General features: G+C 75.0%; 10 protein-coding genes. 1 reads left to right on the forward strand and 9 read right to left on the reverse strand.

The window, feature by feature from the left end; genetic code table 11:
• Nucleotides 1–3 precede the first annotated feature (3 nt).
• The 3 genes from DSM112329_RS23360 to DSM112329_RS23370 are packed head-to-tail and all read right to left on the reverse strand — an operon-like array spanning nt 4 to nt 4,045.
• Complete coding sequence (locus DSM112329_RS23360) at nt 4–1,287, reverse strand: Zn-dependent hydrolase (protein ID WP_354698963.1); 1,284 nt, start codon at nt 1,285–1,287, stop codon at nt 4–6.
• The gene (gene hydA, locus DSM112329_RS23365) at nt 1,284–2,684 is read right to left on the reverse strand and encodes a dihydropyrimidinase (protein ID WP_354698964.1); all 1,401 of its coding nucleotides are present in this window, start codon (nt 2,682–2,684) and stop codon (nt 1,284–1,286) included. Before hydA ends, DSM112329_RS23360 begins: the two co-directional genes overlap by 4 nt.
• Nucleotides 2,681–4,045, reverse strand: a complete 1,365-nt coding sequence (locus DSM112329_RS23370) for an aspartate aminotransferase family protein (protein WP_354698965.1) — start codon at nt 4,043–4,045, stop codon at nt 2,681–2,683. The genes hydA and DSM112329_RS23370 overlap by 4 nt, the downstream gene beginning before the upstream one ends.
• A 144-nt stretch (nt 4,046–4,189) precedes the next feature.
• On the opposite strand from DSM112329_RS23370, the gene DSM112329_RS23375 reads away from it, so the two are divergent.
• Complete coding sequence (locus tag DSM112329_RS23375; protein ID WP_354698966.1) at nt 4,190–5,824, forward strand: PucR family transcriptional regulator ligand-binding domain-containing protein; 1,635 nt, start codon at nt 4,190–4,192, stop codon at nt 5,822–5,824.
• A gap of 126 nt (nt 5,825–5,950) precedes the next feature.
• Here the strand turns inward: DSM112329_RS23375 and DSM112329_RS23380 are convergent, their stop codons facing one another.
• The 6 genes from DSM112329_RS23380 to recC all read right to left on the reverse strand — a co-directional run bounded on the left by DSM112329_RS23380 (nt 5,951) and on the right by recC (nt 16,607).
• Nucleotides 5,951–6,370: a MaoC/PaaZ C-terminal domain-containing protein gene (locus tag DSM112329_RS23380; protein ID WP_354698967.1), complete on the reverse strand. Its 420-nt coding sequence runs from the start codon at nt 6,368–6,370 to the stop codon at nt 5,951–5,953.
• Nucleotides 6,367–6,834, reverse strand: a complete 468-nt coding sequence (locus DSM112329_RS23385; protein WP_354698968.1) for a MaoC family dehydratase N-terminal domain-containing protein — start codon at nt 6,832–6,834, stop codon at nt 6,367–6,369. Before DSM112329_RS23385 ends, DSM112329_RS23380 begins: the two co-directional genes overlap by 4 nt.
• A gap of 2 nt (nt 6,835–6,836) precedes the next feature.
• The gene (locus DSM112329_RS23390; RefSeq protein ID WP_354698969.1) at nt 6,837–7,397 is read right to left on the reverse strand and encodes an NAD(P)H-dependent oxidoreductase; all 561 of its coding nucleotides are present in this window, start codon (nt 7,395–7,397) and stop codon (nt 6,837–6,839) included.
• 28 nt (nt 7,398–7,425) lie between these two features.
• The gene (recD, locus tag DSM112329_RS23395; protein WP_354698970.1) at nt 7,426–9,387 is read right to left on the reverse strand and encodes an exodeoxyribonuclease V subunit alpha; all 1,962 of its coding nucleotides are present in this window, start codon (nt 9,385–9,387) and stop codon (nt 7,426–7,428) included.
• A 79-nt stretch (nt 9,388–9,466) separates the two neighbouring features.
• The gene (locus DSM112329_RS23400) at nt 9,467–12,955 is read right to left on the reverse strand and encodes a UvrD-helicase domain-containing protein (protein ID WP_354698971.1); all 3,489 of its coding nucleotides are present in this window, start codon (nt 12,953–12,955) and stop codon (nt 9,467–9,469) included.
• 85 nt (nt 12,956–13,040) lie between these two features.
• Nucleotides 13,041–16,607, reverse strand: coding sequence for an exodeoxyribonuclease V subunit gamma (gene recC, locus DSM112329_RS23405; RefSeq protein ID WP_354698972.1), 3,567 nt, complete (start codon nt 16,605–16,607; stop codon nt 13,041–13,043).
• Nucleotides 16,608–16,716 lie beyond the last annotated feature (109 nt).

Below are 16,716 nucleotides of genomic sequence, written 5' to 3' on the forward strand. Positions count from 1 at the left end.
GCTCTACGCCTTCGCTTTCTTGTCGAGGTCGCCGGCCGCGATCAGGGGGAGGGCGGCGCCGACGGTGCGGCCGTACGCCTCGATGGCCACCCGTAGGGCGTCGTCGGGCGAGTCCTCGATCTCGGTGTGGGACAGCGGTGGGTCGGACTGCGCGAACAGCATCACGGAGGGGACGAGGCGGCCGACCTCGGTCGCGTCGTGCAGCGGGCCGGACGGGATCGGCTCGCCGTCGCCGCCGCCGGCCGCGGCGACCGCCTCGCGGGCGAGCTGCACGAGCGTCGGGTGGAACGGCGTCGGCGTGGCGCCGAAGACGCGGTTGATGCTGACCTGGCAGTCGAACTCGGCGGCCGCGGCCGCGATCGCCGTCTTGCAGTCGGCGAGCATCGCGGCCAGGACCTCGGCGTCGAGGTGCCGCATGTCGAGCATCATCTCCGTCGTCCCGGCGACCGCGGTGATGACGCCCGGGGTGGACCGCATGGAGCCGACCGTGGTCACCCCGCCGTGGCGGATCCCGACCTCGCGGATCTCGAGGGCGGCGATGGCGGCGGCCGCGAGCGTGTCCCGCCGCAGGTGCATCGGCGTGGAGCCGGCGTGCGCGGCCTGGCCGGTGAAGTCGATGAGGTAGCGCTCGTCGCCGACCGTGCCAGCGACGGCGGAGGCGAGGCGCCCGGTGTCCAGCAGGACAGGGCCCTGCTCGATGTGGAGCTCGAAGTAGGCCAGGGCGCCGTCGAGCTGCGCGCGAGCGTTGGTCGCGGCGGCGGCGAGGTCGATGCCGTTCTCCGCCAGCGCGTCCTCGAGGCGCACGCCGCCGGCGTCGCGCAGGTCGCGGACGTCGTCCGGGTCGAGCGTCCCCGCGACCGCGGAGGAGCCGACGAGCGAGCGGCCGAACCGCGCGCCCTCCTCGTCCGCCCAGTCGACGAGCTTGACGGTCACCGCCGCCGGCGTGTCGGCCGCCGCGAGTGCGCGCAGGACCCCGAGCGCCGCGGTCACGCCGAGGACGCCGTCGAGCCAGCCACCGTTCGGGACGGCGTCGATATGGGAGCCGACGATGACGAACCCGCCGTCGTCGTTCGCTCCCTCCAGCGTCGCCCAGAGGTTGCCGGCGGCGTCCTCCTGAACGTCGACCGGCAACTCGGCGAGCTTGCCGCGCAGCCACGCGCGGGCGGTCCGCCAGTCCTTCGACCACGCCAGCCGCTTGGCCCCGGCGAAGCGACCGCCGCTGGCGGCGGCCAGCTCGTCGAGGTCCGCGATGACGCGCGCCACGTCGATGGTCAGCGCATCGCTCACGGGGCGGTCACCGCTTCCGGCACGGACAGCGAGCGCGCGACGTACTTCCCGTGGCCGGGCGCGGTCCTGATCTCGCCCTGGTCGTAGACGAGCGTGCCGCGGCAGTACGTGTGGCGGACCGACGCGCTCGCGGTCTCGCCCTCGTAAAGGTCGTAGTCGACGTTCATGAACGAGTTCGCGACGCCGTAGGCCCGCGGCGCCGCCGGGTCGAAGACCACGATGTCGGCGTCCTTCCCGGGCGTGATGGAGCCCTTCGCCTGCAGGCCGAAGCGCCGGGCGACGGTCGTGCTGGTGCGGTCGACCAGCTGCGACGGCGTGATGTGGCCGGCCATGACGCCCTCGTCCCAGAGCTTCGCCAGCCGGTGCTGGATGACGGGCAGCCCGTTCGGGACGAGGCTGAAGTCATCGAGCCCGCGCGACTTCTGCTCGTCGTTGAAGGGGCAGTGATCGGTGGAGACGGACTCCAGGACGCCGCGCCCGACGTAGTCCCACAGCGGCGCGTGGTTGGCCGTGTCCCGCAGCGGCGGGGAGCAGATGTAGCGGCAGCCCTCGACGCCGGGGCGGCGCAGGTCGTCGATCGTGTTGACGAGGTACTGCGTGCAGGTCTCGCCGCTGACGCGTGCGCCGCGCTGCTGCGCGGCCTCGATCTCGGCGGCGGCCGCGGCGCAGGTGACGTGGACGACGAACAGCGACGCGCCGGTGTACTCCGCGATCCGCGCGGCGCGGCCGGTCGCCTCGGCCTCGACGAACTCCGGCCGGGTGAGCGCGTGGTGCACGGCGCTCGTGTTGCCCTCGCCCCGGGCGCGGGTGACGAGCAGATCGACCATGTCGCCGTTCTCGGCGTGGACCATCGTCAGCGCGCCAAGGTCGCGGGCGCGCTCCATCGCCATGGCCAGCTCATCGTCGCGGACCATCAGCGCGCCCTTGTAGGCCATGAAGAGCTTGAAGGAGGCGACGCCCGCGTCGACCATGACCGCCATGTCCTCGATCGCGGCGGGGGTCGCGGCGGTGATGGCCATGTGGAAGCCGTAGTCGACGTGGGCGGTGCCGGCGGCGCGCCCCTGCCACTCGGTCAGCGCGGACTGCAGGGACTCGGGGTCGGACTGGATCGCGAAGTCGACGATGCAGGTGACGCCGCCCGCGGCCGCGGCCTGCGTGCCGGTGTCGTAGTCGTCCTGGGACCACATGCCCATGAACGGCATCGTCAGGTGCGTGTGGTTGTCGATCAGGCCGGGCAGCAGCAGGCAGCCGGAGACGTCGACGACCGCCGCGCCGTCGGGCGCCTCGATCTGCCCGACCGCGGCGATCTGCTCGCCGACGACCAGGACGTCCGCGTCGTACTCGCCGTCGGCGGCGACGACTCGGCCGCCCTTGAGCAGCGTGGTGGACTCGGTCATGCGGTGGCCCTCCGTCTCGTCAGTTCGGTCCCGCAATCGGCCAGGACGTCGCCGACGCGGGACACCAGGGTGTCGATGTCCTCGTGGGTGCAGGTCAGGGGCGGCGCGAGGTGCAGCACCGCGTCCCCGCGATCGTCCGGACGCGCGATGAGTCCCGCCTCCAGCAGCCTCGCGGGCAGGTACCCGCGCAGCAGCCACTCGCGGGTGTCCGCGTCCAGTTGTGCGTCGTCGTCGTCACCCACCAGCTCGAGCGCCCAGAAGTAGCCCGCGCCGCGGACGTCCCCCACGATCGGCAGGCCGCGGAGCTGGTCCAGCCCGGCCTTCAGGTACGGCTCGTTCGCCCGGACCTGCTCCAGGACGTTGTCGCGCTGGAAGATCTTCAGGTTCTGCAGCGCGATCGCCGCGCACAGCGGATGGCCGGCGAAGGTGATGCCGTGCATCAGCGTGAGGCCGGGCTCGTACAGGGGCGCGGCCACCTTGCCCGACACCATCACCGCGCCCATCGGCGCGTACGCCGACGTCAGGCCCTTCGCGGTCGTCGCGAGGTCGGGGACGATCCCGTAGCGCTCGCTGCCGAGCCATTCGCCCAGGCGGCCGAAGCCGCAGATGACCTCGTCGGCGCAGAGCAGGATGCCGTGGCGGTCGCAGATCTCGCGCAGCCCCGGCCAGTAGCCGGCCGGCGGCGTGAGGCAGCCGCCGGCGTTCTGGACGGGCTCGGCGATCAGCATCGCGATCGTGTCCGGCCCCTCGGCCTGGATCGTCGCCTCCAGCTCGTCGAGCAGCCGCCGGCAGAACGCGGGTTCGTCATCGCCGTCGGGTGCGCGGAAGGCGTTGGTGTTGGCGACGTGCGTGACGTCGATCGCCGGCGGGCCGAACTGCGCCTTGTAGCCCGGGACGCCGGTGAAGGCGAGGGCGCCGAGCGTCACGCCGTGGTAGGCGATGTCGCGGGCGATCGCCTTCGTCCGCTGCGGCTCGCCACGGGCGACGTGGTACTGGCGGACGATCTTCCAGGCGGACTCGACGGACTCCGAGCCGCCGTTCGTGAAGAAGACGTGGTCCAGGTCGCCGGGCAGGATCTCGGCGAGCGCATGCGACAGCTCGACCGCGGCGGGGTGCGCCGAGCCCCACACCGTCGCGAACGCGAGCTGCTGCAGCTGGGCGGCCGCGACCTGCCCCATCTCCTCGCCGTAGGAGTAGCCCAGCTGCGCGCAGAACAGCGACGAGAGGCCGTCGAAGTAGGCCTTGCCCTCGGTGTCGAACACGTACGGCCCGGCGCCGCGCTCCAGGACCAGCAGCGGGTCCGTGTTCCCGTTGCGCGCGAAGTGCAGCAGGAGGTTGTCGCGGGGGTCGGAGAGCAGCATCGCCTGCGCCATCGTCCTCCTTCGGCCCAGCGCGCTGCAATCGCTCAGCTGTCAGGTTTGGATGCGCCAGGTATGACGATCTGTCATACGGCTGGGGCCGTTATGGACCATGCTCAGCGAGCTGCGCGCGTACGCTTGGACGCGGTGTCCACTCCGATCCGCTTCCCGGCCGAGCCGCAGATGACCGTCGACGCGGCCCTGCGGCTCCCCGCCCTGCGCCGCGGAGCGCCCGAGGTCCTGGCCGGGACCGATCAGCTGGACCGCCCCGTGCGGTGGGCGCACTCGTGCGAGGCACGGCATGTCTCCGAGCTGCTGGAGGGCGACGAGATGCTGCTGATGACCGGCATGGGGCTGGGCGGGTCGGCGAGCGACCAGCGCGCGTTCGTCCGGGACCTGGTCGAGCGGCGCGTCGCCGGCCTGGTCATCGAGCTCGGGCGCGTGTTCCAGGCGATGCCGGCGCCGCTCGTGCAGGAGGCGCGGCGCCTGCACCTGCCGCTGATCGCGCTGCACGAGGAGGTCCGCTTCGTCGAGGTCACCAAGCAGCTGCACTCGGCGATCCTCACGCGGCAGCTCGCGGTCGAGCGCCGCGGAGCGGAGCTGCACGACCAGCTGACCGCGATGCTGGTGGACGGGGCCGGGGTGCCGTCGATCCTGGGCTCGATCGCGCACGCCATCGGGAACCCTGTATTGCTCGAGCGCGCCTTCGGCGGGGTCGTCTTCCACGCCGCGCACGAGGCCAGCCCGGAGGAGCTGCTGGCCGACTGGGAGCTGCTGCGACCGCGCGTGGACGGCGGCGCGCCGCTGCTGGCGGCGACCGCGCCCGTCCTGGCGAGCGGTGGCCGCATCTGGGGGCGGCTGGTCGCCGTCCCCCACGAGCGGCCGGTCGACGGCCTGGCCCGGGCGGCGATCGAGCGGACCGCGCCGCTGATCGCGCTCGCGCTCGGCCGCAGCGGAGAGGAGCAGCTGCTCGAGTCCCGCGAGCGCGGCAACTTCCTGCACGACGTCATGACCGGCCGGATCGCGCCGGAGGACATCGCGGCCCGCGCGGCGCGGCTGGACCTGCCGACGCCGCACCACCGGCTGCTGGGGATCGTCGCTGCGCGCCGGGACGACGCGCACGCGAGCTCCCCCGACGAGCGGCGGGCGCCGGTCGCGCTGCGGGACGTGCGCGAGGCGCTCGCCGTGTGGGGGATCGCGAGCCTGCTCGGGACGCGGTCCGGGGCCGAGGACGTCGTCATGCTGCTCGCGCTGCCGCGCGGCATGACGCGCGACACCGCGGTGGAGCACGCGGTGGACGCCCTGCACGCGGCGGGCCTGGACCGGCCGCCCCCGACGATCGCGGCCGGGCCGCTCGCCGACTCGTGGGCCGAGCTGCCGGACGCGCTGCGGGCAGCGGACGGCACCGCTGAGACCATGCGCCACGGACCGGCACGGCGCTGGCACGACGCGACCGTCCCGGACGTCGAGCGGCTGCTGTGGGGCCTGCGCGGCGACGAGCGCCTGGGGGCGTTCGCGCGCCAGCGGCTGCGGCCGGTCCTGGACCACGACCGTGGCCGGACGGCGGTCCTGCTGCCGACGCTGCAGGCGCTGTGCGACCACCACTGGCAGAAGGCCCCGGCCGCGCGGGAGCTGGGGATCCAGCGCCAGTCGCTGTACGCGCGCATCGGGCGGCTCTCGCAGGTCCTGGACGCCGACCTCGAGGACCCCGAGACGCGCCTGGGCCTGGACCTGGCGGTGCGGGCGCAGCGGATCATGCCCGCCCCGCCCCTGGCCGAGTGAATGCGGATCCACCGGGCTCGGAGCCCTGCGATCCGCCACTCACCCACCCCAGCCGCGGTGAATGCGGATCCACCGGGCCCGGAGACCTGCGATCCGCCACTCACCGGTGGCACGGTCACCGCGGCGCTACGGCGCAAGCGCCACGGCAGTCGCGGTCGCCCGCGCCGCCACCTCGCCCGTCTGCCGGACGACCTCCAGGGTGATCGACGCCAGGCCGTCCACGACGTCCGTCACGGTGCCGGTGAACGTCAGCTCGTCCCCGGGCCAGACCTGCGCCGTGTACCGGACCGCGAAGCTGCGGATGTTGTCCGGGCCGACCCAGCGGGCCAGCTGGACGCCCAGGATGCCCGCGTGCAGGAGACCCATCCCGAAGACGCCCGGGTAGCCGGAGGCCTGCGCCAGCGTCTCGTCGTGGTGGATCGGGTTGAAGTCGCCGCCGGCGCCCGCGTAGCGGACGAAGTGGTTGCGGGTCATGGGGCCGACGGTTCGCGGCGGCAGCACGTCCCCTGCGGCCAGCGGAATCGGGGCGGACGGGACCGCGCTCATGGCGCGGCCTTCTCGACCCAGGTGTCGCGCAGCGCGGCGACGGCCTCGCCGCGCTGGTTGACGAACGCGGTGTCGATCTTCAGGAGCGTCATGGTGCCGCCGGTGCGGCCCGGCCGTTCGGTGACGTCCGCCACGACCATGGTCGCGGTCAGGTCGTCGCCGAGCCGCACGGGGACGCCGGTGAACGTCCACGCCGACTCGCCGTGCAGCAGCCGCCGGATGTCCATCCCGAGCGCGAGCGGCGGGCCGATGATGCCGCCGTCGGACCAATGCGCCGCCAGGACCGTGGCGGTCGGCGGCACCGGCACGCCCCCGTCGAACCCGTCCGCGGCGGCGGAGTCCGCGTCGTGCCACACCGGGTCCTCGTCGTGGAGCGCGAGCGCGAGCTCCCGGAGCTTGGACCGCTCGAGGGGGAACGTGAGCACTCCGAGCGTGCGCCCGACGGCTGCGGCCAGGTCCGCCACGGTCAGCCGCGCAGCTCGCGCGCGACGGCCTCGACGCGGACGAGCTCATCCAGCATCGCCGTCGCGGCGTCCTGCATGACGTCGTTCGCCTGCACGACGCCGTCCTCGATGAACTGCGGGTGGAACGGGATGCTCACCGCCTCGAACAGCGGCAGCATGCTCAGCGTCGTCACGACCTGCTTGAGCTGCTGCACGGCGCGCGTCCCGGCCGCGACGCCGCCGTAGGACACGAAGCCCACCGGCTTGTGCTTCCACTCCGCGTGCAGGTAGTCGATCGCGTTCTTGAGCGGAGCCGTGTAGCCGTAGTTGTACTCGGGCGTCACGAAGACGAAGGCGTCCGCGGCCGCCACCTGCGCGCTCCAGTCCTTGGTGTGCTGGTGCGCGTACTCGCCGAGCCGCGGGTGCTTGGGCTCGTCCATCATCGGCAGGTCGATCTTCGCGAGGTCGGCGACCGCGACGTCGAAGCCGCCGTGGCTGCGCGCGCGCTCGGCGAACCATGTCGCGATGGGCAGCCCGGCACGGCCGGGGCGCGTGGATCCGATGATGATGCTGAGGGTCGGCATGGCGGCCGACGATAGCCCTTGGGCGCGTTCAGCCCTCCGGCCACAGCCGGCCGCGGAGCGCCGACGCGCGGGCGGCCGGACGCCCGACCGCGTGGCGGATCGTCGCCTCCGTCCCGACCACGACGAGCCGCTCGGCGGCGCGGGTGACGGCGGTGTACAGCAGCTCGCGGGTGAGGATCTGCGAGTCCGCGTCCGGCAGCAGGACCGCCGCGGTGCCGAACTGCGAGCCCTGGGCCTTGTGGACGGTCATCGCGTAGACGGTGTCGACCGCGCGCAGCCGCGTCGGGCTGAAGGCGAGCGGCTCGCCACGTCGCTCGAACGCGGCCACGATGCGGTCCGGCCCGGCGGCGACCACGACGCCCGTGTCCCCGTTGAAGAGCTTGAGGCTGTAGTCGTTCTCGGTCATCAGCAGCGGGCGGCCGACGTACCACGCGCCGCGCGGGTCGAACCCGGGCACCGCCGCGGCCAGCCACCGCTCGATGCTGCTCATCCACCAGGCCGCGCCGTGCGGCCCGCGGCGGTGCGCGCAGAGCACGCGGAAGCTGCCGAGCGCCTCGAGGGCAGCGAGCGCATCGCCGGCCCGGGCGGCCTGCAGGACAGCCTCGCCTGCCGCGACGGCGGCCGCACGAACCGGCTCGAGCGTGGCCGGGTCGGCGGTCGCGACGTCGACCGCGATCCACTCGACGTCGGCGGTGCCGGCCTGCAGGCACGCGATGGCGGCGTCGGCGTCGGCGGCCGCGATCGCCTCGGCGAGCGTCGCGATCGCCCCGGCGTAGCGGTGCGTGCGATCGAGGACGACGATCCCGTCCCCGACCCCGGAGGCGGCGCTTCCGGGCGCCGCCGCCGTCGTCGCGATCGCGGTCCCCGCGGGCTGCCCGGTCGCCGCGGCCAGCGCCGCCTGCGCGGCCGCGCTCATCACCGGGCCGCCCGCGGCCGGCCCGACCACGTCGCCGAGGACCGCGCCCGCCTCGACCGAGGTCAGCTGTCCGGGATCGCCGACCAGGATCAGGCGGGCGTCCGGGCGGACCGCCTCCACGAGCCGGCCCATCAGGCTCAGCGAGACCATCGACGTCTCGTCGACGATCACGACATCGTGGGGCAGCCGGTTGCCGCGGTGATGGCGGAAGCGGCTCGCCGAGTCCGGCCGCCAGCCCAGCAGGCGGTGCAGGGTGACGGCGCCGGAGCCCAGCAGCGCGTCGCGGACGTCGGGGGCGACGGGCAGGCCGGCGGCCTGGGCGTGGACGGCCTCCTCGAGCCGGGCGGCGGCCTTGCCGGTCGGTGCGGCGAGCGCGATCAGCGGCGGCGACCCACCGCTGCCGGCGGACTGCTCCACGAGCAGCGCGATGACCCGGGCGACGGTCGTCGTCTTGCCCGTCCCCGGGCCGCCGGCGATCACGGTGAACCGCCGCAGCACGGCCGACGCCGCGGCCAGGGCCTGCCGGCCGGTGCGCGCCTCGCCGGGGAACAGCCGGGCCACGCCATCGGCCAGCGCCTCGGCGTCGACGCCAGGAGCGGCCCCGACGCCGAACGCGGCGAGGTCGGCGGCGATCTGGAGCTCCTCGCGCCAGTAGCGGTCCAGGTACAGGCGGCCGTCGACGAGCCGCAGCGGTCGCGGATCCGCGGCGGCGTCCGCGGCAGGTTCCTCGCCGACCGCGACCAGCGGGCTCGCCGCCACCGCGGTCGCCCACGGGCCGGGCGCCGGCCAGGGCAGCTGCTCGAGGTCGACGGGGACGTCGGACTCGACGGCCGCCGTGGCGGCGATCGTCCCCAGGTCGACGTACACGTGGCCGAGGCGCGGGGCGCGGACGGCGAACGCGATCGCGAGCAGGACCGCGTCGTCTGCCCCGCCGGCAAGCCGTGCGAGCCGCTGCGCGACGTGGACGTCCGCCGCCGCCAGGACGCCCGCCGCGTTGAACGCGTCCAGCGAGCCACCGGCGCCGTGGACGCGCCGCGCGTCGAACGGATCGGTGACGAGGTCGGCGGAGCTCACGACGCGATCACCGCCCCGGACGGACGCGTCCCGCGGGCACGATCGCCCGGTCCGGCATGCAGCGCAAGCGGGTCCGTCGTCATCGGGACGCACCCCGCTCCAGCAGGTCGCTGAGGTCGGTCACCAGCGCACCGGGCGGACGCCACGCGAAGACGCCGAACGGCGTCCCGTCCATCCGCGGCGTCGCCGGCCCGGCGAGCCCGCGCATGAAGAGGTAGAAGACGCCGGCGATGTCCGTCGCCGGGTCGTATCCGGGGACGCGCAGGCGCAGGTAGCGGTGCAGCGCGACCGTGTAGAGCAGGCCCTGCAGCGCGTAGTGCGACCGGTACATCTCGGCGCTGATCGCGGCGGGACGATGGTCCCACTGGGTGAGCGGCTGCAGCGGGTCGCCGAGGCGGTTGGTCTTGTAGTCGACGATGCCGAAGCGCGGCCGGCCGCCGTGCGCGGCCCCGCTCGTCACCCGGAAGGCGAGGTCGATGCTGCCGGTCAGGTAGCCGGCCAGCGCCGCCCGCAGGGCCGGGTCGGCGAGCCGGTCCGCGTAGCCGTGGAGCGGGTCGCCCGGGTCCAGGTGCCGGCGCAGGACGGCGGCGATCGCGCCCGGGGTGACGACGCCGGTCGGCGTTTCACCACCGGCGAGGGGCAGCTCGAACGCGAGCTCATCGAGGCGGTCGGCACGCGTGAGGTCCGCGAGCCGCAGGTCGTCCGCGAGCGGGCCGAGCGGCGTGCGCAGGCCCGCCACCAGACCGGCGACGACGACGGCCGGGTCACCGACGTCGAGCGCCCGGCGGGCACGTTGCTCGGCCAGCCGCGCGGCGACCTCGGCCTCCAGGTCCGGGGCGGCGAAATCGGCGGCCTCCAGCAGGTTGTGGACGAGCGTCCCGATGTCGACCCCGCCCGGCATGTCGGCCAGCAGCGACGGCTCGGCGCGCAGCGCGGCGTCGGCGGTGGCGGCCGCCGACGCCGCGTCGGCGGAGTCGACCGGTGCGGACCCGTCCGCGTCCGGCTCGTCGTCGACCAGTCCCTCCTCCGGCTCGCTCGCGACGCGCAGGTCGTGCGCCGCGCTCGTGATGTCGCTGTAGGACGTCCGCCGCCAGGTCCGGTCGATCGTGCGGTCGAGCGTCGCGGCGGAGAGCGCCGGCGCGGCCGGGGGTGTCGTCGCCCAGCGGTCCGTCGCCCGGACGGGGACCGACGACTCGACCGCGATGCACCCCGGGGCCGCCGCCGCGAGCTCGCGCAGGCGCGCGGCCGCGGCCGCGTCGGGCTGCACGCGGTCCGGTCCCTGCGCCTTGACGGCCCCGCCGGGACCGCGGTCGAACAGCAGCCGGCTGAGCGCCGAGCCCCGGCTGTCGTGCGTTCCCGCCCACCAGACGACGGCCTGGTGCTGCGCCCGGGTGAGCGCGACGTAGGCGAGGCGCAGGTCCTCCCCGCGGATCTCGTCCCTGTGGCGGACGCGGTGCTTCTGGAAGTCGGGGGACCCGTCCAGCCCGACGTCGAGTGTGCGCCGGTCCCCGTTCGCCGGGTCGTGGAAGAAGACCGGCTGGCCCTTCTTCGCGATCGGCGAAGGGTCCCAGAGCGACGGGTAGTAGACGACGGGGAACTCGAGGCCCTTGCTGCGGTGGATCGTCAGCACCTGCACGGCGGCGGCGTCGGACTCCAGGCGCCGGCTGCGCTCCTCGTCGGTCTCCCGCGCGACCTCGGCGATGCGCTGCCGCAGCCACGTCGCGAGCGCCGCGACCCCGAGGTGCTCCTCCGTCGCCACGCGGTGCAGCAGCTGCCCGATGTGGCGCAGGTCGGTGAGCTCGCGTTCACCGTCGTGGGTCCGCAGCACCCGCGGCGGCAGCTGCTCCTGCAGGGTGATCGTCTCCAGCAGCGAGGCGACGCCGGCCTCGCGCAGGACGTGGGCCCAGCGGTGCAGCCGGCGGTGGACCCCCTCCCACGCTGCGTCGTCCGCCGCCGCGACGGCCGCGGCCGTCCAGCCCAGGAAGGCGGTGAGCGCGACGGCGCGCGCGTCCCGGGCCGACGTGGGCCGCTCCAGCGCCTGCAGCAGCGCGAGCCAGTCCTGCGCCGGCCGGCCCTCGAAGACGCTCCCGGCCCCGTTGATCACGGCGGGCACGCCGGCCGCGTCCAGGCGCTCGCGGATCGTCGCGGCGTCGAAGTTGCGGCGGACGAGGACGGCGACGTCGCCGGGGACGACGGGACGACGGGACCGCCCGCCGTGCTCGTCGGTCTTCACGTCGATCTCCGCGCCGGACGCGAGCAGGCGGACGATGTCGTTCGCCACGTCCGCGGCGATGTGCTCGCGGACGCTGCCGACCTGAGCCGCCCCGGTCTGGGTCAGCGTGATGGGCGGCCGGGAGCGGTCGACGACGCGGATGCGCAGCGGCGCGGACTCGGGGGCGCCGTGCAGCCGGCGCGCCCGGTTCAGCTTCGTCGCCTTGACGTCCCGGTACACGATGTTCTCGTGGCCGAGCTGCGCACCGGCGAAGAGCTCGTCGTAGGCCGTGATCAGATCCTGGTCGCTGCGCCAGTTCTCCGCGAGGGTCTTCACCGTCACTGCGGCGTCGGCCGCCTCCAGGTAGGAGTAGACGTCGGCGCCACGGAACGCGTAGATGGCCTGCTTCGGGTCGCCGATCAGGATCAGCGTGCCGCCGGGATGGCCGAACGCCGCGTTCATGATCGCCCACTGGTCGCGGTCGGTGTCCTGGAACTCGTCGACCAGCACGACGCGGTAGCGCGCGCGCAGCCGTTCCGCCACCGCAGGCCCGCCCTTCGGGTCCTCGAGCGTGGCCTTCAGCCGGGTGAGCAGGTCGTCGTAGGTCATGACCTGCGTGTCGCGCTTGCGCTGCGCGAGGACCTCGCGGGCGGCGTTCGCGAGGCGGGCGCGCATCGCCCACGGCTTGTCCTCGCCCGGCCGGTCGCGAGCCTCCTTCGGGCTGAGCGGGGAGACCGGCAGCAGCACGGCGGACGGGTTCTCGATCGCCTCGCGCGCGACACGCCGCGCCTCGTCCTCGCTCAGCACCTGGGTGGCCTGCTGCCAGAACGCGCGGATGTAGAGGTCGTCGACGACCTCGTCGATGAGCTCGCCGACGTCCTCCACGAACGCGCAGTCGGACGCCACGTCCCCGGCGAACCCGAGGCTGCCCAGCGCCTCCAGGCAGAAGCCATGCGTGGTCGTGATGGTGGCGGCGTCGAAGTCCGCGACGGCGCGGGCGAGGTTGCGCCGGCGGTCCGTGACCTGCTCGCTGGTGCCGTCGGCCAGCAGCGCGGCGACCGTGTCCCCGGACGGGACCGGCCCGCCGTCCAGGACGGCGCCGAGGATCCGCTCGGCGCTGACCAGCCGCTCGCGGACACGCTCGCGCAGCTCGCCGGTCGCCATCCGCGTGAACGTCACGAGCAGCAGCTGGTCGAGGGTGACGAGGCCCTCGGCGACGTAGCGCGCGGCGAGCGCGGCGATCGTGAACGTCTTGCCCGTCCCCGCGCTCGCTTCGAGCACGGCGACGCCGGAGGGCAGCGGCCCGAGGACGTCGAACGGCTCGACGGCCGACCGCAGGGTGCGCTCACCACTCACGGGGCGCCCTCCGACGTGGGGAAGCGAGCCCCTTGGGTGGGGTGGCCCGGCCGAAACCGAGCACGCAGCGCGAGCGGTTCGGCGCTCATCGGTCCGTGACCTCCTCGACGTCCAGCAGCGGGTCCCACAGCCGCAGCGCCCAGCGGCCCAGCCGTGACCCGTGGTCCATCGCCCACCCGGGGCCGCGCTCGCCGTCGGCGGGAGCGATCGCCAGCAGCTCGTCGAACGTGAGAACCCGGCCGAAGACGCGCACGTGCTCCGCCTCCTCGTCCTCGCGGGAGAAGCGCATCTCCTTCCCCCAGGACGACGTCCACTCCTGCGACGCGGGACGGATCGGATCGCGGCCCGCGCGGACCGCGCCTGCATACGCCGCCGCGGTCCGGCAGGCCAGCGGCGGCGGGTCGCAGAGGCCGCGGTCGACGAGCGCGAGCAGGTCCGCGAGGTGCCGCTGGGCGACGGCCTGCCGCGTCTGCGCGTCGCCACCGAGCGGCGGGATGCACGCGATCGACACCTGCCGCCCGGATCCCGCCCCGAACCGCGCGCGGCCGATCGTGACCGCGGTGAACGGGCGCTGCGGACGCGCGGCGGTGAGCGCGAGCAGGCGCACCCACGCCGCCAGCCGGTGCTTCGGCCCCAGCCGCGAGGAGGTCACGAGCTGCAGCGTGTCGCCGCGCAGGCCCGCGACGGTCCCGCTGAGCCGGCGACCCCCGTCGAGCGGGACGCGCACGTCGAGCGAGGCCAGCTGCGCGGTCGCCTCCAGGCGGTCCAGCGCGACGGCGTAGATCGCCTCGACGCGGTCCCTGAGCTTCACCAGGATCGGGAGGGCGAGGTGCCCGGGCGGGACGGCGCCCCGCGCGCGTTCGGCCTGGACGATCTGCGCCATCGACTGGCCGCCGAGCCGCGCCTGCAGCATCCGCTCGGCCACCGCCCACTCCTGCAGCGCGTCCAGCCCGATCGGGATCGCGTCGTCGAGGTCCTCCGAGAAGTCGCCGAACCCGACGCCCAGGCGCTGGCGCAGGAACGCCCGCGCCGGATGCGCGGCGAAGCGGACCACGTCCTCCAGCTCGACGACCGGACCGGTCACCGGGGGCAGGGCGGCGGTGAGGAACGGCGGGCGCGGCACCCGCGTGCCGGCGAGGGCACGCGCCCCGCGGAGCGTGACGTGGTCGTGGCTGAACGGCCGGCCCGCGGTCAGCAGGCCGGGCGTGAAGTTGCGCGGGTCGAAGGGCTGCAGCGGGTGGCGGACGGTGATGCCGGCCCGGGCCGCGCGGTCGTCCCCGGCGGGGGCGCGGACGGTGCGATCGACGACGTCCAGCAGCTCGCCGACCGGGACGGCGGGCGGACGCGGCGCGTTCGTCCGCTCGTCGTTGCCCGTGTAGGTGATGATCAGCCGGTCGCGCGCGGCGAGCAGCGCGTCGAGCAGCATCTGGCGATCCTCCGTACGGCCGTCGTGGTCCCCGACGTGCGGTCCCGAGACGATCAGGTCGTCCCCGTCGTACGGCGCCTTGCGCGGGAAGACCGCGTCGTCCAGGCCGAGCAGGCAGACGACCGCGTGCGGCACCGAGCGCATGGGCGCGAGCGTGCAGAAGGTCAGGTGCCCGGTGCGGAAGTTGGCGCGGGTGGGCCGGCCGGCGATGCGCTCGCCCAGCAGGTCGCGCAGCTCGGCCAGGTCGATCGTCGCGGCGTCCGCGCCGGCGGCGGTCCCGGCCCCGGCCGCGGCGTCGACGAGCCCGGCGAGCACGCCGTCGAGCGCGGCGCGCTGCCAGCCGTCCCGTGGCCCGGTGGCGGTCAGCAGGTCGGCGGCCGTCCCGAGCTCCTGCGCCCACGCGCGTACGGTCCGCGGCTCGCCGAAGCGGTCGACGGTGGTCTGCAGGCGGTGGACGAACTCCGCGAACCGCCCCGCGAGATCGATCGCCCCGCTCTCGACGTCGTCCAGCGGCAGCACCCCGCCGACGAGCCGCTGCTCGTCCTCGGTCATGCTGACGCCGAGCAGCACGCGGTCCAGGCCGCTCGCCCACGTGTTCGCCGGCAGGCCGTCCAGCTTGAAGGGGCTCCGGTGCGCGGCGTCGAGCCCCCAGCGGATGCCCGTCCGGCCGATCCACGCCTCGAGGCGCGCGATCGCGTCGTCGTCCAGCGCGAAACGGCGGCGGACGGGAGCGCGGTCCGCCAGGTCCAGGACCTGCGACGCGGTCAGGCGCCCGTCGGCGAGCTCGAGCAGCCGGCCGATGGTCCCGAAGATCGGGTTCGTCTGGCGCAGCGCACGGTCGGCGAGGCGGACGCGCAGGTCGGGGGCGACCGGGTCCGGTACCTCGGCGGACGGGCCGGCACCCGCGGCAACCGCCCCGAAGTCCTCCTCCTCGCCGGCCTGCAGCGCCGCGTCGCCGACGCCGAACGTCGCGTGGACGAGCGGCGCGAACGTCTCGATGTCCGGGCACATCACGATCACGTCGCGCGGCTCGAGGTCGGGACGCTCGTGGAGGACGTGGAGGATCGCGTCGCGCAGGACCTCGACCTGGCGGGCGCGCCCGTGGCAGGAGTGCAGCTCGACGCTGCGGTCGGCGGCGTGCAGGTGCGGACGGGCGTCGTCCGCCCCCGGCAGCGGTGGCCCGGGCGCGCCGCGGTTCGCGCGGACGTCGGCCTGCAGGCGCCCGAGCAGCGTGTCCGGCGCCGCCTCGTGCGACTCGAGCGGGTGGTCCGTGCCGCCGGCGCCGACGACGAGCTGCAGCTCGCGGGCGTCCCGACCCCACGATTCGAGCAGGCGGTTCGCGACGCACCCCGCCGTCGGGTCGTCGGCGCGACGCAGCACGGGTCCGGTGTGCGTGGCCAGGGTCGCGCCGACCGCCGACCACAGCGCCGGCGACGGGTGCAGCGCGAACACGTGCACGTCGCGGTGGACCGCGACCGCGCGCAGGATCTCGAGCTGCGCGGCCGGCAGGCGGGTCAAGCCGAAGAGCGCGACCCGCTCCGGGAGATCGAGCACGCCGGGGTCGGCCGCGATGCGGCGAGCGGCGAGCTGAAGCCGCTCGGCGGGGTCGGGGGCGGCGATGCGCTCGCGCAGGCGACGCCACAGCTCGGCCTGCCACGCGGTGTGGTCGACCAGCGGCGCGCCGGAGCCGTCCACGTCGTCCCCCGCCGCCCAGCGCGCGAGCATCGCGGGCCGCTGCGTCGCGTACCGGTCGTAGAGGTGCGCCAGCCGGCGGACCGCGACGAGCCGGCGCGGCCGGACCGCGGCGTCGCGGACGGCGAGGCCCGCGCTGTCGTGGAGGTGGTCGGCGAGGATCCGCAGCCACGGGTCCTCGAGGTGGGCGTCGACGACGTCGAGCAGCGGCCAGACCACCCGCTCGCGCGCCCAGGCGTCGGTCCTGGGGTCGATGCCGGCGGCGGCCGCGACCGCCGTCTCCGCGATCTCGCGCGGGGACGGGAACGCGACGTTGGCCAGGATGCCGTCGGTCCGTCCCGGTCCGCTCGTCCCCACCTGCATCGACAGCGCCTGCGTGAGCCAGCGCTCCATCCCGCGGGTGGGGACGCCGACGACCTCCGCCGCGAACGGGTCCGCGGGCGGGGTCGCCAGGAGCTCGCCGAGCGCGTGGACCAGGACGTCCGCGCGATCGGCTCGGTGCAGGTGCAGCATCGGGTTCCGTGAGTCGTACACCACGACGCGGGTCGAGGCGAGCGCGGCGGGTCTGACACCGCACCTTGCGCATGTCTTCTTGTGCCGGGCGGGCTCAAGGCCGGCCCGTCACGTGCCGATCAAAGGAGCA

Source organism: Paraconexibacter sp. AEG42_29, from assembly GCF_040581415.1.
GTDB lineage: Bacteria > Actinomycetota > Thermoleophilia > Solirubrobacterales > Solirubrobacteraceae > Paraconexibacter.

Coding starts and splice junctions, on each gene's coding strand:
- DSM112329_RS23390 (WP_354698969.1), bottom strand. CDS start 7,397: ATGCCGACCCTCAGCATCATCATCGGATCCACGCGCCCCGGCCGTGCC.
- hydA (WP_354698964.1), bottom strand. CDS start 2,684: ATGACCGAGTCCACCACGCTGCTCAAGGGCGGCCGAGTCGTCGCCGCC.
- DSM112329_RS23380 (WP_354698967.1), bottom strand. CDS start 6,370: ATGAGCGCGGTCCCGTCCGCCCCGATTCCGCTGGCCGCAGGGGACGTG.
- DSM112329_RS23370 (WP_354698965.1), bottom strand. CDS start 4,045: ATGCTGCTCTCCGACCCCCGCGACAACCTCCTGCTGCACTTCGCGCGC.